At 44.2% G+C, this 20092-nt stretch carries 24 protein-coding genes and 3 riboswitches; of the genes, 10 read left to right on the forward strand and 14 right to left on the reverse strand.

Annotated features, from left to right (window positions below; all coding sequences use genetic code 11):
- Positions 1-150: 150 nt before the first annotated feature.
- From NLX67_RS02700 to NLX67_RS02715, 4 genes are all read left to right on the forward strand, one after another.
- Positions 151-1794 carry a PhoX family protein gene (locus NLX67_RS02700; RefSeq protein ID WP_254310266.1) on the forward strand — a complete coding sequence of 548 codons (1644 nt, stop codon included), beginning with the start codon at positions 151-153 and terminating at the stop codon, positions 1792-1794.
- A gap of 12 nt (positions 1795-1806) precedes the next feature.
- Positions 1807-2004: a twin-arginine translocase TatA/TatE family subunit gene (locus NLX67_RS02705; RefSeq protein ID WP_254310267.1), complete on the forward strand. Its 198-nt coding sequence runs from the start codon at positions 1807-1809 to the stop codon at positions 2002-2004.
- A 53-nt stretch (positions 2005-2057) separates the two neighbouring features.
- Entirely contained in the window at positions 2058-2777 is a 720-nt protein-coding gene (tatC, locus tag NLX67_RS02710; protein ID WP_254310268.1) for a twin-arginine translocase subunit TatC, read from the forward strand.
- Positions 2778-2975: 198 nt separating this feature from the next.
- Positions 2976-3920, forward strand: coding sequence for a nuclease-related domain-containing protein (locus NLX67_RS02715; protein ID WP_254310269.1), 945 nt, complete (start codon positions 2976-2978; stop codon positions 3918-3920).
- 20 nt (positions 3921-3940) lie between these two features.
- Here the strand turns inward: NLX67_RS02715 and NLX67_RS02720 are convergent, their stop codons facing one another.
- Together NLX67_RS02720 and NLX67_RS02725 are read right to left on the reverse strand one after the other, a co-directional pair.
- Positions 3941-4093, reverse strand: a complete 153-nt coding sequence (locus tag NLX67_RS02720) for a hypothetical protein (protein ID WP_254310270.1) — start codon at positions 4091-4093, stop codon at positions 3941-3943.
- A 12-nt stretch (positions 4094-4105) separates the two neighbouring features.
- Positions 4106-4420 (reverse strand): CHY zinc finger protein, encoded by a 315-nt coding sequence (locus tag NLX67_RS02725; protein ID WP_254310271.1) that lies wholly within the window; start codon positions 4418-4420, stop codon positions 4106-4108.
- Positions 4421-4537: 117 nt separating this feature from the next.
- Here NLX67_RS02725 and NLX67_RS02730 point away from each other — a divergent pair, with 117 nt between their 5' ends.
- Positions 4538-4873 carry a helix-turn-helix domain-containing protein gene (locus tag NLX67_RS02730; protein WP_254310272.1) on the forward strand — a complete coding sequence of 112 codons (336 nt, stop codon included), beginning with the start codon at positions 4538-4540 and terminating at the stop codon, positions 4871-4873.
- A 29-nt stretch (positions 4874-4902) separates the two neighbouring features.
- Here NLX67_RS02730 and NLX67_RS02735 read toward each other — a convergent pair whose 3' ends face one another.
- Positions 4903-5349 (reverse strand): YaiI/YqxD family protein, encoded by a 447-nt coding sequence (locus NLX67_RS02735; RefSeq protein ID WP_254310273.1) that lies wholly within the window; start codon positions 5347-5349, stop codon positions 4903-4905.
- A complete protein-coding gene (locus NLX67_RS02740) occupies positions 5330-6637 on the reverse strand; it encodes a M48 family metallopeptidase (RefSeq protein ID WP_254310274.1) in 1308 nt (435 codons plus the stop codon). Before NLX67_RS02740 ends, NLX67_RS02735 begins: the two co-directional genes overlap by 20 nt.
- A 148-nt stretch (positions 6638-6785) precedes the next feature.
- Between NLX67_RS02740 and NLX67_RS02745 the strand changes: the two genes are divergently transcribed.
- On the forward strand, positions 6786-7412 hold the full coding sequence (locus NLX67_RS02745; protein ID WP_254310275.1) for a DUF975 family protein: 627 nt from the start codon (positions 6786-6788) through the stop codon (positions 7410-7412).
- 13 nt (positions 7413-7425) lie between these two features.
- Here NLX67_RS02745 and NLX67_RS02750 read toward each other — a convergent pair whose 3' ends face one another.
- Positions 7426-7929 (reverse strand): VanZ family protein, encoded by a 504-nt coding sequence (locus tag NLX67_RS02750; protein ID WP_254310276.1) that lies wholly within the window; start codon positions 7927-7929, stop codon positions 7426-7428.
- A 228-nt stretch (positions 7930-8157) separates the two neighbouring features.
- Here NLX67_RS02750 and NLX67_RS02755 point away from each other — a divergent pair, with 228 nt between their 5' ends.
- Positions 8158-8484: a helix-turn-helix domain-containing protein gene (locus tag NLX67_RS02755; protein WP_254310277.1), complete on the forward strand. Its 327-nt coding sequence runs from the start codon at positions 8158-8160 to the stop codon at positions 8482-8484.
- Between the two features lie 90 nt (positions 8485-8574).
- Here NLX67_RS02755 and NLX67_RS02760 read toward each other — a convergent pair whose 3' ends face one another.
- The gene (locus NLX67_RS02760; protein ID WP_254310278.1) at positions 8575-8712 is read right to left on the reverse strand and encodes an anti-repressor SinI family protein; all 138 of its coding nucleotides are present in this window, start codon (positions 8710-8712) and stop codon (positions 8575-8577) included.
- A 19-nt stretch (positions 8713-8731) separates the two neighbouring features.
- Positions 8732-8819: riboswitch (cyclic di-GMP riboswitch) on the reverse strand.
- 101 nt (positions 8820-8920) lie between these two features.
- A complete protein-coding gene (locus tag NLX67_RS02765) occupies positions 8921-10129 on the reverse strand; it encodes a glycosyltransferase family 4 protein (RefSeq protein ID WP_254310279.1) in 1209 nt (402 codons plus the stop codon).
- A gap of 214 nt (positions 10130-10343) precedes the next feature.
- Between NLX67_RS02765 and NLX67_RS02770 the strand changes: the two genes are divergently transcribed.
- The gene (locus NLX67_RS02770) at positions 10344-10619 is read left to right on the forward strand and encodes a helix-turn-helix domain-containing protein (RefSeq protein ID WP_254310280.1); all 276 of its coding nucleotides are present in this window, start codon (positions 10344-10346) and stop codon (positions 10617-10619) included.
- Complete coding sequence (locus tag NLX67_RS02775; protein ID WP_254310281.1) at positions 10616-11506, forward strand: LCP family glycopolymer transferase; 891 nt, start codon at positions 10616-10618, stop codon at positions 11504-11506. The genes NLX67_RS02770 and NLX67_RS02775 overlap by 4 nt, the downstream gene beginning before the upstream one ends.
- Here the strand turns inward: NLX67_RS02775 and NLX67_RS02780 are convergent.
- From NLX67_RS02780 to gcvT, 7 genes are all read right to left on the reverse strand, one after another.
- Complete coding sequence (locus NLX67_RS02780) at positions 11503-11637, reverse strand: anti-repressor SinI family protein (RefSeq protein ID WP_254310282.1); 135 nt, start codon at positions 11635-11637, stop codon at positions 11503-11505. The two genes, NLX67_RS02775 and NLX67_RS02780, sit on opposite strands and share 4 nt — an antisense overlap.
- Positions 11638-11726: 89 nt before the next feature.
- Positions 11727-11855 (reverse strand): hypothetical protein, encoded by a 129-nt coding sequence (locus NLX67_RS22700; protein WP_256519520.1) that lies wholly within the window; start codon positions 11853-11855, stop codon positions 11727-11729.
- 38 nt (positions 11856-11893) lie between these two features.
- A riboswitch (cyclic di-GMP riboswitch) is annotated at positions 11894-11982 on the reverse strand.
- Positions 11983-12646: 664 nt separating this feature from the next.
- Positions 12647-13867, reverse strand: a complete 1221-nt coding sequence (locus NLX67_RS02785; RefSeq protein WP_254310283.1) for an ATP-grasp domain-containing protein — start codon at positions 13865-13867, stop codon at positions 12647-12649.
- 247 nt (positions 13868-14114) lie between these two features.
- Positions 14115-14411, reverse strand: coding sequence for an iron-sulfur cluster biosynthesis family protein (locus NLX67_RS02790; protein ID WP_254310284.1), 297 nt, complete (start codon positions 14409-14411; stop codon positions 14115-14117).
- Positions 14408-15874, reverse strand: coding sequence for an aminomethyl-transferring glycine dehydrogenase subunit GcvPB (gene gcvPB, locus NLX67_RS02795; RefSeq protein WP_254310285.1), 1467 nt, complete (start codon positions 15872-15874; stop codon positions 14408-14410). Before gcvPB ends, NLX67_RS02790 begins: the two co-directional genes overlap by 4 nt.
- Positions 15858-17219 (reverse strand): aminomethyl-transferring glycine dehydrogenase subunit GcvPA, encoded by a 1362-nt coding sequence (gcvPA, locus tag NLX67_RS02800; RefSeq protein ID WP_254310286.1) that lies wholly within the window; start codon positions 17217-17219, stop codon positions 15858-15860. Before gcvPA ends, gcvPB begins: the two co-directional genes overlap by 17 nt.
- A complete protein-coding gene (gcvT, locus tag NLX67_RS02805; RefSeq protein ID WP_254310287.1) occupies positions 17216-18313 on the reverse strand; it encodes a glycine cleavage system aminomethyltransferase GcvT in 1098 nt (365 codons plus the stop codon). The genes gcvPA and gcvT overlap by 4 nt, the downstream gene beginning before the upstream one ends.
- 334 nt (positions 18314-18647) lie before the next feature.
- A riboswitch (glycine riboswitch) is annotated at positions 18648-18743 on the reverse strand.
- 238 nt (positions 18744-18981) lie between these two features.
- Here gcvT and NLX67_RS02810 point away from each other — a divergent pair.
- Complete coding sequence (locus tag NLX67_RS02810) at positions 18982-20091, forward strand: acyltransferase family protein (protein WP_254310288.1); 1110 nt, start codon at positions 18982-18984, stop codon at positions 20089-20091.
- Position 20092 lies beyond the last annotated feature (1 nt).

Below are 20092 nucleotides of genomic sequence, written 5' to 3' on the forward strand. Positions count from 1 at the left end.
CTTTTACGAAATAATTTAATAATAGATTCAATTATTTTCATAAACTTAATATTTTTTTACATAATTCACACAATTTGAGCGACTTCTCTTTACATTCTTTTTTTACCATAGCAACTGGGAGTTTAAAAAATACATAAAGGTGGTCCAGTCATGACTCAAGATTTAAACAGAAGAAAATTTTTAACGTATGTCGGTACAGGCGTCACAGCATTGACCGTGGCTTCAGCCGGATTAAGCACATTCGCGCCGAAAACACAGGCACAAGGCACAAAAGCCGCTTCTCATTTGTTCGGCATGAAGAAAAAAATTTCCGGTTTAAATTTCAAGCCCATTCAGCCATCGGGCAAAGATGAGCTTGTCCTGCCGCGCGGATATAACTATGATGTGGTGGCAGCATACGGCGACGTAATTAATAAAGCCGGTGATACATTCGGATACAATAACGATTTTACAATGTTTTTTCCAATCAACGGGTCTAATCAGCGCGGGCTTCTTTGGGTCAACCATGAATATACGAATGATCTTTGGGTGACAGGCTCTCCTGTTAACGGCAAATATTCTGCTTCTCAAATTCAAAAGCTTCTTTATAATCAAGGCGGCTCAATCATCGAAATTTATCAGGACGAAGATGGCGTTTGGAAAATGGATACGTCATCAAAGTATGCACGCCGCATTACCGGCTTGACACCATTCCGTTTAACGGGTCCGGCCCACGGATCAAAAACAGTCGGCGGCGTTGACATCGTTCAAGGAACATTTGCAAACTGCTCCGGCGGTAAAACACTTTGGAATACAGTGTTATCGGCTGAAGAAAACTATGAATCAACGTCAAAAGCAGCGTCGCTCAACGAAACGCATTACGGATGGATCGTAGAAGTGGATCCTTTTGATAAAAATTTCGCACCGCGCAAGCATACAGCACTTGGCCGCTTCCATCACGAAAACTCAGCAATGGGCTTAACAAATGACGGCCGCATTGCCGTTTACATGGGCGATGACAAGCAGGATGCGTGTGTATACAAGTTCATCAGCAAAAACAAATATGTGAAGTCACGCAAGCAGGCGAATTCGGATTTACTTGAAGAAGGTACGTTATATGCGGCTAACATGTCAAAAGGTACGTGGGTCGCGTTAACTATTGATGCCGTTCGTGCAGCTGCGAACGACAATGCAGAGCTTTTAGCCAAATTCCAGACGCAGGCAGATGTACTCGTTCACGCGCATGACGCTGCTGTTTTACTCGGCGCAACACCGACAGACCGTCCGGAAGATGTGGAAATCAGCCCGTTTGATAAATCGGTCTTTATTGCACATACAAACAATGCAAAACACGGCAATATGCATGGTCACATTACCCGCTTCCTTGAAGGTAACGATGACCTTGGTTCATTGACATTCGATTTTGAAATTTTCGCTTGCGGCGGACGTCAAAGCGGCTTTAGCGCGCCGGATAACTTAACATTTGACAGCGATGGCAACCTGTGGACCGTCACAGACATTTCATCCAGCTCTGTCGGAAAAGGCATTTACGAAACGTTCCAAAACAATGGTGTGTTTGTGATTCCAACAAGCGGTGATGCGATGGGCGAAGCGTACCAGTTTGCTTCAGCGCCAATTGAAGCAGAGTTGACAGGGCCTTGCTTCACAGATGATGAAACGACACTGTTTCTTGCTATTCAGCATCCAGGTGAAGAAACAGAAGACAAAAATAATCCGACAAGCATGTGGCCGCACCGTAAAGGCGACAACCAGCCGCGTCCATCTGTCGTTGCCATTACCGGTTTTAAATATTAAGGAGGATGTTTCATGCTGCAAAACATTGGCGTACCGGGGTTAGTTTTAATCCTCGTCATCGCATTAATCATTTTCGGGCCGTCCAAGCTGCCGGAAATCGGCCGCGCATTCGGTTCGACACTAAAAGAATTTAAAAAGTCTACACGTGAGCTCGTGTCGGATGATGAAGAAGAAAAAATGGAAAAGAAAAAAGAAAAAACACTCGTTTAAGAATCCCGCTGTTCCCGCCATGCGCGGGAGCGGCTTTTTTTGGAGGTGGGCTTGTGGAAGAGCAAAATTTGAAAGCACTTGAGCACTTTGAAGAAATGCGCAAGCGGCTTATTATTACCGTTGCAGCTTTTCTTGTGTTCTTTCTCGTTTCTTTTACATTTGTACAAGATATTTATCAATACATTGTGAAAGATCTGCCGTTTAAACTGGCACTGCTTGGGCCAAGTGACATTATTATGGTGTACGTTTTGATTGCGGTCGTCGTTGCTGGCGCTGCGACCATTCCAGTCGCTGCTCACCAAACATGGCTGTTCGTACGGCCCGCTTTATCCCCTACAGAGCGAAAAGTGACTGTGACATATATTCCAGCCCTGTTCTTTTTGTTTATTGCGGGCATGTCATTTGGCTACTTTGTCTTGTTTCCAATTGTGCTGTCGTTTTTAATGTCATTGTCTGGTGACATGTTTGCGACCTTTTTTACAACGGAAAAATACTTTAAATTCCTGCTTCATATGACACTGCCATTCGGTGTGTTGTTTGAAATGCCGGTCATTATGATGTTTTTAACGAGCCTTGGTATTTTAAATCCGTACAACCTGCAAAAAATGCGCAAGTTCGCATACTTTGCCCTTATTGTCGTATCGATTTTAATTACACCACCCGACTTTTTGTCGGACGTGCTTGTCATCATCCCGCTCATTCTGCTGTACGAAGTGAGTGTGTCGCTTTCCAAAATGGTTTATAAACGAAAACTTGCTGCTGCCGCGAATTAACGCGGCACGGCTGCGTTTCATGACCAATAGCTGAGTTTCGTGACCATTCTCAATTTCCCGTGACCAATAGCCAGGTTTCGTGACCAACCTTCGTTTTTCGTGGCCAAAAGCCAAGCTTCGTGACTAACCCCCACTTTTCGTGGCAAACCAGCTCCATTTCGTGACCAATACGGGTTTCCTCAAAGGAGATGCATTCTAATGTTCAGTAAACCATTTAGAAAACCACTTTATTTGCAAAAATTAGAACGACTCGAAGGACGAATTCTCACTCATCCAGCCCTTCGCGAAGAGCTGATTCGACATAATGCCGGTTTTCGAGGAGAAAAGTCACTTTTTTACTTTCTGCGTGAGCTCCCTCCACATCACTCTATCATCCTTCACGATCTTCGCCTTCCTTCCAGCTCCACTCAATATTTTCAAATGGACTTTTTGCTGCTCACCGAACATTTCCTGCTTATTTTCGAAGTGAAAGATTATGCCGGTTCGATTCAGCTGAATGAAACGAAACGCGTGCTGGAACGCGATGGGAAATCACTCCCTAACCCTGTTCACCAAGTCGCCAGACAACGGCATCACCTAACCCAATTTTTAATAAAAAACGGTATTCCACCCGTTCCTATTGAATCAACGATCGTTTTTTCAAACGATACCGTTCACACAGACCTCCCTATTCAATTTATTTATCCGTATGAACTTCACACTTTCTTGGCGCAGCTTGAGAATACATATAGTGAACCTATCCTTTCAAAACAAATTCTTCATCAATTATCGAAAATACTGATCTCCAGCCATGTCGATCCTTTCGATAATCCAGTAAAAAAATTCCACATAGATAAAAATGATATTCAAGATGGCGTACATTGTCCTATATGCCGTCATTCTCCAATGGTTCGTCTCAAAAGAAAATGGTCATGCAGTAAATGTGGACGCCAGAGCAGCACAGATTATATAGAAACATTACGTGACTACTTTTGGCTCATTGACTCAACAATCAGCGCCACTGAATGTGCACAGTTTCTACAGGTGAATTCTGTTCATACGGCATACCGTCTTCTTAAAAAGATGGACCTTCTGTCTATCGGCGGCGACCGAAACCGCCGATATGATTTATCTAGTTACAACTGGCCGCATTTTTTTAAATAAGTAAACAAAGCCATCGATCTTTACAAGAGATCGATGGCTTTGTTTCGTGACCAATCTTCGTTTTTCGTGACCAACAGCCAGGTTTCGTGACCAACCTTCGTTTTTCGTGACCAGCAGCCACGTTTCGTGACCAATCTTCGTTTTTCATGGCCAATAGCTAAATTCCTTCCCATTCTCCCATCCAATTACTCCTCAAAGTAATAATGCTTATGAAGGCTGCAGCCTGGATTAAAACTCGCCCCACAGGCCGGACATGTTGAATTGCATGATAAATATTCGTTAATTGTTAATTCATGTTTACAGGCGCCGCATAAAATGGCTTTTTCTCCAAACAATCTGCGCGGCCATACTAATGCATCCCCGCACCCACATTCTTCATGGCAGCTATGACAGGGATAGTAGGTTTGGCAGCAGTAAAATTTGATGGCGATCCGATCGATTTCTTTATGGTAATGCTCGCATCTTGTTTCCTCATCAAGAACTTTCCCTTTTATCTGCATTTCTCTCATCCTTTCATTAAATATTTATTAAATTTTGTCCTTTTTTTCGTTCATCTGTATAATTGAGTCGAATTCTTTGATACTATTTATAAAGGAAAACACGATAAGGGTGATTGGATGTCGATTGGAGAACGTATACGAAAATTACGTATGGAACAAAAGCTTTCTTTGACGGAACTGGCATCACGGGCAGCAGTAGCAAAATCGTACCTTTCTTCCGTAGAGCGTGACTTGCAGATGAATCCTTCGATTCAATTTTTAACAAAAATTGCCGGTGTACTGAATGTAGCGGTAGAATCACTTATTGTCGACCCGCAGAAACCTCACGAAACAGTCGATGATGAATGGGTCCATTTAGCAAAAGAAGCAATGGAATCTGGTATCAGCAAAGAACAATTTCGGGAATTTTTAGCGTTTCAAAAATGGAAAAAACAATCAGATGAGGAACTATAAAAGCAGCGGATTGTGAATCCACTGTTTTTTTATTGTTCTATTACCCGGCTGAGCAGCCGGTTTAATTGAAGTGAAAAGTGTTCATTATCTTTTTCACGCCGTTTGGCCGGACCTTTTAATCTGCCGCCCGCCTGCCTGATTTTTTTCGCCGTATGCCGGCTTAACAAGAGCTGGTCAATATTATCATGTGTATACTCGCGGCCATTTTGATCGATCGCATAGGCCTGTCGAGCCAGCACCATGGCGGCTAGGCCATAATCCTGGGTAATGACGATATCTCCCTTTTTGACCCGATTGACAAGCACAAAATCAACCGCATCGGCTCCTTTTGAGACAATAATTGTTTCTGCACCCGGCCGGCTCATTTCGTGTGCCGTATCACAAATTAAGACAACAGGCAGCTTGTATTCTTTTGCTGCCAGGCAAGCCAGATCAACAACTGGACAGCCGTCTGCATCAATTAACAAGGCTGTCATCAGATTCCTCCCCTTTAAATATCGCTAAAAATCCGTCTTCCTCATCCATTTCCGCATAGCCTCGAACTGTGTCACCCTCTGCATCTTCTAAATCCGGATCAGCCCCATACCGCACAAGCAAAGCAGCCATTTCTTCATCGCCATTGCTGTATGCACTCCAAAGCGGCGTGAACGTATAATCATCTTCAACGTTTGGATCAGCCCCTGCCTCTAAAAGCAACGCCGCCGTTTCAAGCTGTCCGTCGTTGACCGCATAATGCAAGGCTGTTTCTCCATTGCTGTTTAACGCGTCTATATCCGCTCCTTCATCAATCATCTCCTCTAAAGAAGGAATATCTCCCGAAGAAGCCGCTAACATCGCATCCGTTTCACCCGTCACATCTTCCGCGAGAAAATCATCTTCCATTAAGTCAGAAAATACCCCGGCTGTGTCCATTTTCGACAGTGCGTATACCCCTCCGGCAATCACAATGCTGCCTGCTACAAAGATCGCTCCGACACCGGCAATCACTTTCCCTTTATGTGACTGATAATTGGTTGATCCGGGCAGACGCAAAAACTGGCCGATGTGCTGAATTCGCTTCGGCAAGACCGGATGTGTAGACAATTTTTCCGCAAGCCAGACAAATGGATTCGATTCTTGTTCAATCTGGCGCACATAAGCCTCTTCATTGACTTCTCGATATAATACTTTTCCAACCCCTAAAATCGTCAATGCGTTCTTGGCAGCTTTTCCATCATTCACATAGTGAGCCGCATGGCGGTCACATGTATATTCAGCCGCGTGCGAATATGCTTCGCTTAAAAAAGGAATCCATGATGCCGGCAGTGTCAGCCAGCTCTTCCACAGGTGACGCCGTTTCACATGAGCCAGCTCATGCGCAATAATAAATTCAAGTTCTTTTTCCCCTTGCTGGCGCGCCAATTCAAATACTTCTGAATAAAGGACAACAACATCTCGACCGAAAAAGCGCGTGGCAAATGCATTTAGCGCCCCTTCAGACTGAACGATAAACACATCCGGCACTTTTTTCAGCCGCATGTCCAATGACAATGCCTGAATTCGATCATATACATCCGGAAACTGCGCCTCACTCACTCTGACGCCATTGCCGCGAATCGACCCAATCATTAAAGCATGAAAAAACAAAGACAATAAAAACAAACCTAAAATCACAGGAAGAAATAAAACAGAAAAAAACAAGCCCACGTACAAGCCGCTGCTGACGAAACAGCAAACAATAAAATAAATCGTTTCCCTCGGATACACTAAATTTCGATTTTCCAACCAACATTCTCCTTTATTTATGTGTTCATACTTTTCAACATACGACAGATTTTTACAGTGGTCAAGATGAAAAAATGGCTTCTTTTTCAAAAAAGATGGAACTTTTAACAGCACACTGCCGTATAAAAAAGAGAAAGGTGGAATTCATATGTATTATAGTAAATTACGGTCGAAAGCACGCGCTTCACTCAAAGGGAACTGGCTGATTGCCGTAGGTCTTTTCGTTGTATCATTGCTTCTGTTCGGTGCTCCTGACTTTATTTTAAATCCGGATGAGTACGACTTTTCATGGAAAGATGTGGTCATTGTTGCTCTCTCCATCCTTCTCATGCCGATTTCACTCGGCTTAATCTGGGCTTGGGTTGATTTATCGCGCGGCAAAAAAATTGGTTTTGGCCACTTGCTTGAACCATACAAAACAATGTTTGGCAAAAGTATTCTCGTGTCTCTTCTTCAAAGCATATTGTTATTTTTATGGTTCCTTCTGCTCGTGATTCCCGGCATTATCAAATCGTTTTCTTACATGATGACGTATTACATTTTGCGTGACGAGCCCGAGTTGTCCCCTCTGCAGGCCATTACAAAATCACGTAAAATGATGGACGGCCATAAAGGAGAAGCGTTCGTGCTCGGTCTGTCCTTTATCGGCTGGATTTTACTCGGGATTGTGACGATCGGCATTGGTTTTCTCTGGATCGCTCCTTATATGAGCGTGACCTATGCGCATTTTTATAATACGATTCGTGCAGAGCACGAAGAAAAAAGCACATTTTAAAAACCCGGCTCAATCATCTGAGCCGGGTTTTCCCGTTGCTTTTCCGTATCTTATAAATCGGTACATATAAACTAAGCGCGATAAAGGCTCCTGTCATATCGAGCAGTACATCCATTGCCATCGGCGTCCTCCCGCCTGTGAGCAGCTGATGGTATTCATCAAGTACTGCATACATACCTGTGCCGATAAACGCAAACAGTATAACCGGCCAGATCCGTTTCGGGCGTGCAAGCATGAGCACGCGAAACAGCGCCACTGCTAAACAGCCAAACAAAAAGAGATGGGCAAATTTCCGGATGAAAAACTCAATAAAATAATAGTACCCCTTTGTTTCAATCGATATCGGCGTTCCCCAATACGATACTTCGACAGGTGCCAGCAGTCCTGCAAGCGGCTCCCCTGGAAGCAGCCGCTCGAGCGTCGGCACAAGTGACTGCTGTTCATACGTCTGAGAAGAAAAATTAAAAATCACCATACCAACGACGATCAAACTAGCTACACTTAATGCTTTTTTCAATAAAACACCTCACTATTAACATCTTTCACTCATTAGACGATTGGTAAATAGAATACAAGAACGACAAAAAAATGTCTAACCATACAAATACGCTCAGATATCAGGTTAAATTCGACAATTAATTCATACATATAGTAAAATTTACTAAGATCCACATTCATTTTCGCAGCATTTTCTTTAAAATAATACAGTGTGCTTAAAAAATATGAATAAAGGCAGGAGATACAAATGTCTATTGGCAAAAGAATCTACTCTTTTCGTCTTGAAAAAGAAATGTCGCTTACTGAACTGGCCAGCCGGTCGGGCATAGCTAAATCGTATATTTCTTCCGTCGAGCGGGACCTTCAAGTAAATCCTTCTATTCAATTTTTGACCAAAGTATCACGGGTGCTCGACGTCAATATTGAGCAGCTTTTGAACGACCCTGTCCGCGAAAGTTTTCCTGTATTAGGTGAAGAATGGATGACGTTAGCACGTGAAGCTATGGAATCCGATACAAGCAAAGAACAATTTAAAGAATTTCTCGAATTTCAAAAATGGCAAAAAACCAATTAACTCTTATTCTTTTTGACTCCATACAAAAAAGCAGCTGATTTTGTCAGATCGGCTGCTTTTATTTTATGTGTATATGAGCTTTAGTATGTGTCAATCTTTTCTATGCTCCTCCTGATGTACTGTTTTTAAAAACCCACGAATTTCTTGTATCGATAAACCCAATTGTTTTGCTTCCGATATCAGACTGATCCATTCCTCTTCAACGGTACAAACTTCAAGCCTCTCCATGAAAGCTTCTCCTCCCGTTTCCGGCAGCACAGCCATCCGAGCAGATTTCTACTTTAGGATCTGGAACTTTGCGTCCTTACTTCTCAGTAAGTTTGCCTTTGTCACGTCTGCTTTATATTCGTGTAGATAGATTGTAGCACGTTGTCTGACTTTTGAAAATATTTTTCGGAATAATCATAGATACCCATACAATATACCTAAATTTTCTTTATGCGCGTTCCCTTTCATTGCATTCTACTTGTTTTTCCACTTTAGTGTATACATGAACCAGCTGATCTATTATCCGTTTTTCCGAAAAAAAAGTACGGACAAATGACCGAGCCTGATTCGCCATTAACAGTCTTTTTATTCGGTCCGAAAGCATTAGTTTTGTTTTAGAAATAAATTGCTCATCTGTATCAGCAAGCAGCACTTCTTTTCCACTTGTAAATTCAATACCTTCATTAGCTATGTGGCTCAAGATAATCGGGCATCCAAGCGCAGCTGCCTCCAGTATAGAAGTTTTTTGTCCATAACCGAATCGAAGCGGACAAACATAAGCTGCGGCTTCCCACACATGCTTATGTGCAGCCTCTGGTTCCTCTATTAACACTACCCCTTCCACCCTTGCTAGCTTTTTCACTTCCGCAGAGAGATCAGATCCGGCAATCCAGCATTCAAGTCCTGGAAAAGCCAGCTTCAGAGCCGGAAAAATATCCTTTACAAGGCGAATAGCTGCGTCGGCATATTCTGGCTGATTAAGCGGTCCTGCAAAAACAACGGCTGTTTTTTTCGGGATGTGAATATCGGTTAAAAAAAGCGAATCGTCTACATAATTTGGTATAACGTCCAGCTTTTCAATTGTAACCGGCGCTAAATGATTTCGATCTGCTTCAGACGAGACGATGCCATTTGCTGTGCACCCTTTCAAATAAGATTGATATTTTCGTACACGGCCCAGCCCCCCCCGCATCGCCGTTTTCTCCACAAGTTGGCTCGTCCATCTGTACCGCCGTTCTAAGCTTAAACTGATTGCATCCATATAATCGACGACGACAGGCTCTGTCCAGCTATCAATGTCTGGAAAATTATGAACCATATTCGATTGAATGTGGATAATATCAAACCGGACTTCCTGCATAATGTGTTTCACTGTTCGTCTGATTTCTGGGAACGAATGCAGCGACGTACTAAGTGGATACCGTTTAAACAAATAACTTTTCAACATCGCAAAATATAAAGGGCCTGTTTTTTTTGCATAAATGCTTTCCATACCTCTTCGAACGACCTCTTCTCCCTCTACTAAGAAAATCGAATCATTTTCCTGAAACAGGCAGTACACACAGTAGTTCCGTTTTAAAAGACTGCTTATTTGCTGATAGGCCCTAATTTGATCAACTGTTCCGGTGAAATCTGGACGTTTTTGTGCAATATACAAAACGTTTATCCTTCTCACCTCCATTTTTGTTCTATTTAAAGAACAACTTTGAATGGATTATACCATGCTCCAAATGCCGATTTAATAGGTATAAAGAATCAATTATTCTAAATAAAGAACATATAATAAAATGTATCCTATAAAAATAATGATTTCTCTCCTTGTTGTGCGTTATAATGAACGAAGCGACAAAAGCAAAAAGGAGGGAATGGATATGATTGGCGTTCGTATAAAAGAACGAAGAGTAAAGCAAGGATTGTCCCTTAGCCAGTTAGCCAAAAAAGCTACAATCTCGAAATCGTATTTATTTACAATCGAAACAAAACCGGAAGTTAATCCATCTTTATCTATTTTACACAGGCTGGCTTATGCGCTAGATATGAAAACCGACGATTTAATTAAAGAAGATGAGGAAAATTCCGGTATGAGCGCCAATGAATTTTTACATTTTCGCCATTACCTGCAGCAGAGAAAAGCAGGCCGGTCATGAAAAAACTTCTTTTTTTTACTTTTCTTCTTTTCGCCAGTATCCTGGTAATTGTTGTCTTTACCGCAGAACGGACACTAAATTCCGTTGCAATGCCGCCGTCGGAAAAGCGTGCAGAATCCGTCTCCTTGAAAAAGAAAGATCATTTCACCGTCTTGCTCCTAGGAACCGATCAGCGTGAAGGAGACCGGGGACGCACAGATACAGTTGTTCTCGCTTCTGTTTCCGATAAATCCATTCAATTACTCAGCATTCCACGTGATACTCGTGTCCAAATAGCAGGCAGCCAAAACAAAACAAAAATCAACCATGCTTATAGTTACGGCGGAACAGCACTAACCGTAAAAACCGTTGAAAATTTTTTAAATGTACCAATTGATTACTTTGTAAATGTTAATATGGAGGGATTTATTCAGTTGATCGATAAAATGGGCGGAGTAACGGTTCGAAACGATTTTTCATTTGAATCAGATGGATCTGTTTTTTTAAAAGGAAACATTTTACTGAATGGAGATGATGCGCTGAAGTATGTCCGCATGCGCTACGATGATCCAAACGGAGATTTCGGGCGCCAAAAAAGGCAGCAGGACGTGATGCGCGCTTTATTGGATAAAGCTGTTCAGCTTAAGCATATAGATGATTTGCTATCAGCGGTCCGGAACAATGTTGAAACGAACCTAAAACCATCGAATTTTTTATATTTACAGCAGAATTACAACGAGGCCCGTTTTCAAATTGATGTTCTTTCCATAGCAGGCACAGGTGAAACAATTGACAACACCTATTATTATCTCGTTAATGAACAAGAGCGCCAACGCCTTTCTTCTCTTTTCCACAAACATCTAAATATTATAGAAACAGCTCCAGAAAAAAAGGAAATCTCCTTTTAAATAGAGATTTCCTTTTTTTCTTCCTGGCCGTATTTCAAAAAATGTCGTATATCATCCGGCTCTAAACCGATTTCTTTCGCTTGCTTCATCAGCTCTATCCATTCATAATCTAGTTCAATTTTCCCCGACATTTTTTCGCTCCTTTACTTTCATCCTTTCTGCCGTGTCTTTTCCGTCAAAAAAACAGCTGGCAAGCACTTGCTAGCCGCTTTACTATATTTTATTTAATTTTTCTTCTCGGTTTACTGCCCATTTTCACATAATAATCCCCGTTTTCAAGTGTTTTAAAAAACTTAACTCCAACCCAGCGAAGCGGTGTCCATATCTCTTTCATTGTATAAAGCGGCATATTTATTGCCCTCCTTAAAAATTGTACGGTGCCTTGTATTCGGCAACTGGCTGGCATAGCTATCTTTCAAGCCTTAGCCCCTCTAGCTTTACGTCACCATTTTTCAATGGCTTTGCCTTTTCGTACAATTAGGGGAGTACACAAACTATTATATTAATCAAATCACCATTTATACCTACTATTTAACAGGTTAGTATATAACTATAATAATATTTATAAGTAATATAATTTCATTATGTCAGCTTTACCTAAAAATGTACATATATTAATTGAGTTAATTTTCTGATTCCAATTAAAAAAGCTGTCCTTTTTAGGACAGCTACAAATAAAACCTTCTTTTGTCAGCACATTTGATTTTTTTCTTCATCCTTGTTCTTTGGTGATGGCGGTTTATGGCTTTCTGATGGGAGCCGAAATGCGGCAGGCTCGCGACTTCGCGTTTCGCGGGCAGGAGTCTTCGCCGCAAGCCCGCCGCCGCTGTTTCTATAAGAGCATCGCCGGTTCTCACGGACACGCTCCACTGGCGGCAGCGCCGAAACGGGACCGTTACGATGCCCACTCGTTTTCGCGAATATAGGCCAGCCAAAAAACGGGGTGAAGCAAAAAGGACGCAGACTCCTGCGGGAACAGCGGTGAACGTGAGACCCCGCAGGAGCGGGAGCGACGAGGAGGCTCACGCACTGCCCGCGAAACGCGAAGTCCTTTTTGCTTCACCTATCGGCCCTTTCAAAAAAAAGGCTGACGACTTTGTCTACAGCCGGGGCTGTCCTTTTTAGGACAGCCCCGCTTTATTACTCTCTTCTCGTTAAGTGGTCGTTTTCCATATATGCTAAAATAGATTCTACTTCTTCCTCGTCTTCTCCAATTACGAGACCAATGACTTTAGAAGGCCCTAATGTTCCGTCTACATAGGCAGCGTCCAGCAAGCTGAGCGGAACAAACTGTTCCTGGTCCATGTACTTTTCGACAACAGCGAGTCCGTCCTCAAACACTCCGTTCCATTCAAGAGAGGAGAAGCGGACAGACGGTTTTCTGTACAAGCTAATCACGTCCTCATAAAGCATGAGACCGCAGGAAGAAGCGTTGAAGCGAACGTTTAAATCAATAAAATAAAACGCATCACCACACATGAGTACATCGAAGCCTGCGACACCGACATAGCCTGCCGCAACGATATTTTCCATTATACGAAAACCAGCTTCAACAACCTGTTCAAATGGTTCAGCATCCGTGCTGATCCAGCTGCCACGGAAGCAATTATCATCGTTGACGACTTGCTCGGACTTGCCTAAGTATCGGATCTTCCCTGAATGGTCTGCCACGTAATGGAAGCCAAAATTCCGGTCATATTGTATATATTCTTCTAAAATGATTGTCGATAAATCACCAAAATCTTCGTTTATATGCTGAAGCTGCTCCTTCTTTTCAATCAAAAGCACACCGCATCCGCCGGAAGTCGGGCGTCCATCGCCTGTTTTTAAAATAAAGGGCATTGGGGGCGTATTTTCCAGCAGCTCATCCAAGCTGACCATTCGTCTTGGCGGAACATGCTCGGCTGGAACGAGTGCTGGAATGCTGCGCTTGTCGCTTAAATAAGCGATGATGGAAGGATCAACCCAATAAAGGGAATCAGGCGCATCTTCAGGAGGGTGTGGGTATTGAAAAATGACTTTTTTTCCATGCAAAGACAGCTTCTTTAAAATAGATACATATTCTTCATCATTACGGTACGTATAGCGGACGGACGGCAGCCGCAGCCCCGCCTTTTCCAGCAGACGAACGGCCCCAGGTGTTACTGCGCCTTCATGACAAATAACCGGCATCTCTCCGGCTATACTCAGCTCACGCCCGGTCAGTGCTTCAAGGCTAAGCAAATCGCCGCCGAAATGCTCATAATCATGCGCAAATAACTTCGGCGAATACACATACCCTTCCCCGTAAATATCTTCCGAACTTTGCTCCGGTCGAATCGCACCTACAATAGAATGAAACGGCCATGCTCTTTCCCCCATATAAAGCCACCTTCCTTCATAAAAATAATCACTATTTATATATATCCAGCTGGAAACGTTTTCAATCTCAAAAATTTAAAATCAGGAAGAAAGTTACAGGAACATTAGCGGGATTACTAGCAGCAAACGCACTTTTCTAATGACTATCGACTGATTTATCCATATTTCAGGTTTTTCTAGTTAAAAATAGAGCTAACTTAAAAGAAAAAGAGACTGTCTCCCAAAAATAGAGACAATCCCTTCCCGATTAAACTGTACAGCTGGAATCAAACGAATCGCCAAAGATAAATCCATCATCATCTGTAAAATCAACGGTCATTTCTTCCTCCATATACCGCTCGGTAAATCGGTCAATGTGGAGAACGATGCCATCACCGCAGTCAATCACGGCATCGTTCCGGCGCGGTTCATCCAGTACGAGTGAGAACTGAACAGAAATGCCGCACCCGCCCGACATATTGGCGTCAATTCGCGGCAGCTGGCTGGCTGTCACAGGCCAGTCAAGCAGCTGCTGCCGGGCAGATGGTGTCAGCACGATCTTCATGTATGAACCGTTTCTTTCTCATAGCGGACAACTGGCTGACGAGCCGCTTTTACTTCATCAAGCCGGCCAATAACGGTCGTGTGCGGCGCATTCAACACGATGTCCGGATTTTCTTCTACCTCTCTCGCAATTTGGATCATTGCATCTGCAAACGCGTCCAGTGTTTCTTTTGACTCCGTCTCCGTCGGTTCAATCATCAGGCATTCTTCAACATTGAGAGGGAAATAGATTGTCGGCGGATGATAGCCGAAATCGAGCAGCCGCTTCGCCATATCGAGTGTGCGGACGCCAAGTTTTTTCTGCTTCGAGCCGGACAGGACAAACTCATGCTTGCTCACCTGCTCATATGGCGACACAAAATACGGCTCCAATTTTTTTCGCAAATAGTTCGCATGCAGCACAGCACTTTCCGATACTTGCCGAAGCCCGGCCGGTCCCATCGTGCGGATGTATGTGTACGCTCGGACTAATATGCCAAAGTTGCCGTAGTAGCCTTTGACCCGGCCAATGGATAACGGCTCATTCATATTAAGTACAAATGTGCCGTTCTTTTTCTCGACACGCGGCACCGGCAAAAACGGGATGAGTTTTTTGTTCACACCGACCGGTCCTGCCCCTGGACCTCCGCCTCCATGCGGCGTCGTGAACGTTTTATGCAAGTTTAAATGAACGATATCAAAGCCCATTTTCCCCGGCGTCGTTTTGCCTAAAATGGCGTTCGCATTGGCACCATCGTAATAAAGAAGACCACCTGCTTCATGAACGACTTTCGCAATTTCAATGATGTCTTTTTCAAACAAGCCGAGTGTATTTGGATTCGTCAGCATAAGCGCCGCTGTGTTACCATCAACATGTTTTTTCAGCTCGTCGACATCGACCAGGCCATTGGCGTTTGACGGAATGGTAACCGTTCGGAAGCCGGCGACCGTTGCGCTGGCCGGGTTCGTGCCATGCGCAGAATCCGGCACAAGCACTTTCGTCCGCTTTTCACCTTTTTGCTCGTGATATGCTTTGACCATCATAAGTCCGGTCCATTCACCTTGCGCACCGGCGGACGGCTGAAGCGTTACCGCATCCATGCCGGTAATGACCGCCAGATCTTCCTGCAATTCATACAGCAGACCGAGGGCACCCTGGACAGTTGCTTCCGGCTGATACGGGTGAATGCGGCTGAATCCGTCAAGCCGCGCGACATCTTCATTGATTTTCGGGTTGTATTTCATCGTACATGAGCCGAGCGGATAAAAACCGTTGTCGACGCCATGATTTTTATTCGATAACGCTGTGTAATGGCGGACAAGCTGCAATTCGGACACTTCCGGCAGTTCTGGCGCTTCTTCCCGGATTAAATGCGCCGGCAGTTTTTTCGTCAAATCCACGGCATCTACGTCGCTTTCAGGCAGGCTGCAGCCGACACGTCCCGGGCGGCTGATTTCAAAAATAAGGTCATTGTAATTTATCATGGGTAATCGCCTCCAGCGCCTCAATAAATTGGTCGATCTCGTTCCTAGTCCGCTGCTCGGTAACCGCGACAAGCATCTGAGCCGGCTCTCCGTAATCGACGCCTAAATCAAAGCCGCCAATAAACCCTTTTTCGATCAGCTTCCCTTCCACATTCGCTGTCGTACACGGCAGCTCGACAACAAATTCATTAAAAAACGGGGATTTGTTGAACACGTTGAATCCTTTTTTCTTAAACACCGATGCCGCATAATCTGCTTTTTCCAAATTCAGCTGCGCCATTTCGCGCAATCCTGTTTTGCCAAGCGCCGTCATGCAGACCGCTGAAGCAAGGGCGTTTAACGCTTGATTAGAGCAAATATTCGATGTCGCTTTGTCACGGCGGATGTGCTGCTCACGTGCCTGCAGTGTTAACACAAAGCCCCTGTTTCCTTTATCATCGGTCGTTTGGCCGACGATTCGGCCCGGCACTTTGCGCATTAATTTTTTCGTCACAGCAAAGTATCCGCAATGCGGGCCGCCAAAAGCCATCGGAATGCCGAGCGGCTGCATATCGCCGACGACAATGTCCGCGCCGAGTTTGCCCGGCGGCTGCAATAAGCCAAGAGACAGCGGGTTGGAGCTGACAACAAGCAATGCACCATGTTCTTTCGCAATCACGTCAATTTCTTTTAAATCCTCAATCGAACCGAAAAAGTTCGGATACTGTACGATGACAGCAGCTGTCTCACTGTCGATTTGCTGCTTCAATGCGTCAAGATCGGTCACATCAGCAGAAAGAGCTGCTTCTTCCACCGCATAGTCCGGACCGGCTGCGACTGTGTTTAAAATGGCACGCGACTCCGGATGAACTGCTCTGGACACGACCACTTTCTGCCGTTTCGTATGCGCAACAGCAAGTGAGGCGGCTTCGGCAAGGGCAGTAAAGCCGTCATACATCGATGAATTGGCCACATCCATCCCCGTTAATTCGCACACCATCGTCTGAAATTCAAAAATCGCCTGCAGTTCTCCCTGCGAAATTTCCGGCTGGTACGGTGTGTAAGCTGTGTAAAACTCCGAACGGGAAATCATATGATTTACAACACTCGGAATATAGTGATCATACGTCCCGGCTCCGAGAAACATCGGCAATTCGTTGGCATTCACATTCTGCCCGGCCATTTTTTGCATTTGTCTCCATAACAATGGCTCCGGCAGTGCTTCTGGAATCATCAGCTCACCGTCAAGGCGAATCGATTCCGGCACATCGGAAAACAAATCGTCTACGGACGAAACGTTTAAAAGGGCAAGCATTTCTTTTTGGTCTTGGGCTGTATCCGGCAAATATCGATAGGTTGACGTCATTTAGTTCTCTCCCTTTTATAAAATGGCGCGCTCACAACAACTGCTTCCGCTTGTTTCTGGCGGATTTCCACAAAAAATTTCGTGCCAACGCCTGCAAAATCTGCATTAACAATCGCAAGGCCAATCGGTTTTTTCAATGTCGGCGAATGGGTGCCGGATGTGACAAAACCGATCGGCTCACCAAGCTCGGATAAAATCTGATAGCCGGTCCGGGGAATACCACGGTCAATCATCTCAATGCCGACTGTTTTTCGCTCAAGTCCCGTTTCTTTTTGCTGCTGCAGCGCATCCTGTCCAAGAAATGGCGTTTGTTTGGCCGTTTTGACCGCAAAGCCGATGCCAGCTTCAAGCGGGCTTATCTTTGCTGAAAGCTCTTGGCCGTAAAGCGGCAGCCGTGCTTCCAACCGAAGTGTATCCCGTGCGCCGAGGCCGCATAACGTAATATCTTCCTCGGCAAGCCGCTGCCACAATGCAGCAGCACTTTTTGCCGGCATATACAATTCAAATCCGTCTTCTCCTGTGTAGCCAGTGCGGGAAACAAGCACATCATCCACGCCGCCGACTGTAACATTCTCAGCAAAACGGAACGGGCCAATTGCAGAAAGATCGGTATCTGTCAGCTTTTGCAGTATCCTTTCCGCTTTTGGTCCCTGCACCGCCAGCAGCGCTGTTTCATCCGACACATTTGTCACGGTTACATCCCCTAAGATATGCTGCTTCAACCAGGCAACATCTTTAGCAATGTTTGCCGCGTTAATCACAAGCATCCATTCATCGTCCGCTTTTTTATACACAAGCAAGTCATCTACTGTGCCGCCATCTTCATAACACATCGCCGTATATTGCGCCTGGCCTTCCTCCAACACTGATACATCATTTGTGACGAGATGATTAATATATGCCTCTGCCCCATCACCATTTACGAGTACCTCACCCATGTGTGATACATCAAACAGCCCGGCATTTGTCCGCACTGCTTCGTGTTCACCCATAATGCTGGTAAACTGTACAGGAAGCGCCCATCCGCCAAAATCAATCACCTTCGCTCCAAGTTTTTCATATTCGTTAAAAAGCGGTGTTTTCTTTAATTCCATCTGACCAAACCCCCACTTATCGTTTTGGATACAAGAAAAGCGCAAGATGCCTGTTTATCAGCGACAAGCATAAGACGAGTGCTGGCGGAGGCGGTTTATTCCTCCAGAAATGCTTGGCTGGGTAAATGGAACAAAAGCTAAGAACGCGGCATCGTGCCGCAACGCTTTTGTGACCTACATCCTGTAGCCCCTCGAGCTGATGGCATCTGGAGCTAGACAATAAAAAAAGACAGAGAAAAGGTATCAACCCTTTCCCTGTCCGTTTACCTGAAAGTTTATCCGACTCGGATTTTCCCCTTTGGTGGCATGAATGATCATGCTCTCTCCAGAGCTGCGTCCGATTGTGGTCCCATGTGCCTGAGAGATTCGTTTCAAGGCTTTTGAAACTTGCTCCGTCGGCGGCGTTTCCGCACTCTCCCCCAACCGTCATCCGCGTGTATTCATTTATCACTCCCATCTTAATCAATCAAAACCGCTTTTACAAGTATTTTCTGAAAAATTTATGTTATCAGACAACTTCATGTATTGTTTGACAATTCAAAAGAGATTGAGAGAAGAAAGCACACCAAAGTGCTTTACTTTTTTTTATTCTCATAGTAATATTCTATATAACGAACAATTTGTTCTTCAGAAAGAATACTATATCTAAAAAATTAGGAGGGCTGATTTTGAAGGATAACCGGGCGCTTGTTAATGAAATATTCATTTTGCGAAGTGCAGCCTGTCTGAGCATTTTGCTTTTACATGTACTAGACCGTGTATATTTGGACAACAGTGAAACAATAAACAGTTTTAGTGTGCTGCTTACATTTGGCACGCCTGCTTTCGTGTTTATCTCTGAGTTTATTATCTCTTACTCGTACCGGAATCGGGCGATTGGTTCCTTTTGGGGAAACCGGATCAAATATATCTTTTTGCCATACTTGTTTTTCGGAGTGTTTTACGCGGCGGCGAAAGCGGTTCAAGAAACAGGGACGAGTGCCGCTTTTCCAGAAGCTTTCTTCACGTATACGTGGCGTCACATTTTGCTCGGTGACTATCATGGTTATTTTATATTAATCATCTTTCAATTTTATGCCCTTCACTTGCTTTTTCATAACTATTTAAAAAAAGCATCACCAAAAAAAGTCATTGCCGGCTCGTTTCTCATTAACGCTGCTTACCTGTCATTTTTTAATTTTGTCCCGCCAATGGATGTCCCATTCGCCGATTATATATGGACGCAGTATTACTGGGTGCCATTTCTAGGCTGGTCGTTTTACTTTACGGTGGCATTTTACAGCGGCTACTATTATGAGGCGTTCCAAAGGCTGCTTGTCAAATACCGCCACTGGACAACCGTTTCGGTTTTATTATTCGGTTTATTGTCCATTTCTCTTTATCAGCTTGGCGTCACGCCAGTCGCTTCGTCTAAACGAATCGATATGGTATTTTTTACGGTAAGTATGATTTTTTTCCTTTATTCACACGCCATGCTGCTGAAACGAGTGCCGCGCTTTTTCACATGGGTCAGCCAGTATTCGTTTGGGATTTATTTGTTCCATCCGTTCTTTCTCGCTGTTTTCACGGCTGTTTCATTCGCCTGGCAGGACCTCCCGCCGCTTCTTAGCGTACCGGTTTTGTTTTTCTCTTGTACCGGGCTGTGCGCTTTAACGATTTACTTGTTTAATAAACTGCCATTTGGCGCTTATATTGTCGGAAAAGTCGGCATCAGCCAGAAACGGACGGCACAGGATCCTCTAAAAGAAATCCAAGCGCCGTCTGTGAAAGTGAATTGAT

The sequence above is a fragment of the Domibacillus sp. A3M-37 genome, from assembly GCF_024213455.1.
GTDB lineage: Bacteria > Bacillota > Bacilli > Bacillales > Domibacillaceae > Domibacillus > Domibacillus tundrae.

Excerpts from the sequence above, each read along its gene's own strand:
- NLX67_RS02700 (WP_254310266.1), top strand. The coding sequence starts at position 151 with ATGACTCAAGATTTAAACAGAAGAAAATTTTTAACGTATGTCGGTACA.
- NLX67_RS02705 (WP_254310267.1), top strand. The coding sequence starts at position 1,807 with ATGCTGCAAAACATTGGCGTACCGGGGTTAGTTTTAATCCTCGTCATC.
- NLX67_RS02715 (WP_254310269.1), top strand. The coding sequence starts at position 2,976 with ATGTTCAGTAAACCATTTAGAAAACCACTTTATTTGCAAAAATTAGAA.
- NLX67_RS02720 (WP_254310270.1), bottom strand. The coding sequence starts at position 4,093 with ATGGGAAGGAATTTAGCTATTGGCCATGAAAAACGAAGATTGGTCACG.
- NLX67_RS02725 (WP_254310271.1), bottom strand. The coding sequence starts at position 4,420 with ATGCAGATAAAAGGGAAAGTTCTTGATGAGGAAACAAGATGCGAGCAT.
- NLX67_RS02730 (WP_254310272.1), top strand. The coding sequence starts at position 4,538 with ATGTCGATTGGAGAACGTATACGAAAATTACGTATGGAACAAAAGCTT.
- NLX67_RS02735 (WP_254310273.1), bottom strand. The coding sequence starts at position 5,349 with ATGACAGCCTTGTTAATTGATGCAGACGGCTGTCCAGTTGTTGATCTG.
- NLX67_RS02745 (WP_254310275.1), top strand. The coding sequence starts at position 6,786 with ATGTATTATAGTAAATTACGGTCGAAAGCACGCGCTTCACTCAAAGGG.
- NLX67_RS02755 (WP_254310277.1), top strand. The coding sequence starts at position 8,158 with ATGTCTATTGGCAAAAGAATCTACTCTTTTCGTCTTGAAAAAGAAATG.
- NLX67_RS02760 (WP_254310278.1), bottom strand. The coding sequence starts at position 8,712 with ATGGAGAGGCTTGAAGTTTGTACCGTTGAAGAGGAATGGATCAGTCTG.
- NLX67_RS02770 (WP_254310280.1), top strand. The coding sequence starts at position 10,344 with ATGATTGGCGTTCGTATAAAAGAACGAAGAGTAAAGCAAGGATTGTCC.
- NLX67_RS02775 (WP_254310281.1), top strand. The coding sequence starts at position 10,616 with ATGAAAAAACTTCTTTTTTTTACTTTTCTTCTTTTCGCCAGTATCCTG.
- NLX67_RS02780 (WP_254310282.1), bottom strand. The coding sequence starts at position 11,637 with ATGTCGGGGAAAATTGAACTAGATTATGAATGGATAGAGCTGATGAAG.
- NLX67_RS22700 (WP_256519520.1), bottom strand. The coding sequence starts at position 11,855 with ATGCCGCTTTATACAATGAAAGAGATATGGACACCGCTTCGCTGGGTT.
- NLX67_RS02785 (WP_254310283.1), bottom strand. The coding sequence starts at position 13,867 with ATGGGGGAAAGAGCATGGCCGTTTCATTCTATTGTAGGTGCGATTCGA.
- NLX67_RS02790 (WP_254310284.1), bottom strand. The coding sequence starts at position 14,411 with ATGAAGATCGTGCTGACACCATCTGCCCGGCAGCAGCTGCTTGACTGG.
- gcvPB (WP_254310285.1), bottom strand. The coding sequence starts at position 15,874 with ATGATAAATTACAATGACCTTATTTTTGAAATCAGCCGCCCGGGACGT.
- gcvPA (WP_254310286.1), bottom strand. The coding sequence starts at position 17,219 with ATGACGTCAACCTATCGATATTTGCCGGATACAGCCCAAGACCAAAAA.
- gcvT (WP_254310287.1), bottom strand. The coding sequence starts at position 18,313 with ATGGAATTAAAGAAAACACCGCTTTTTAACGAATATGAAAAACTTGGA.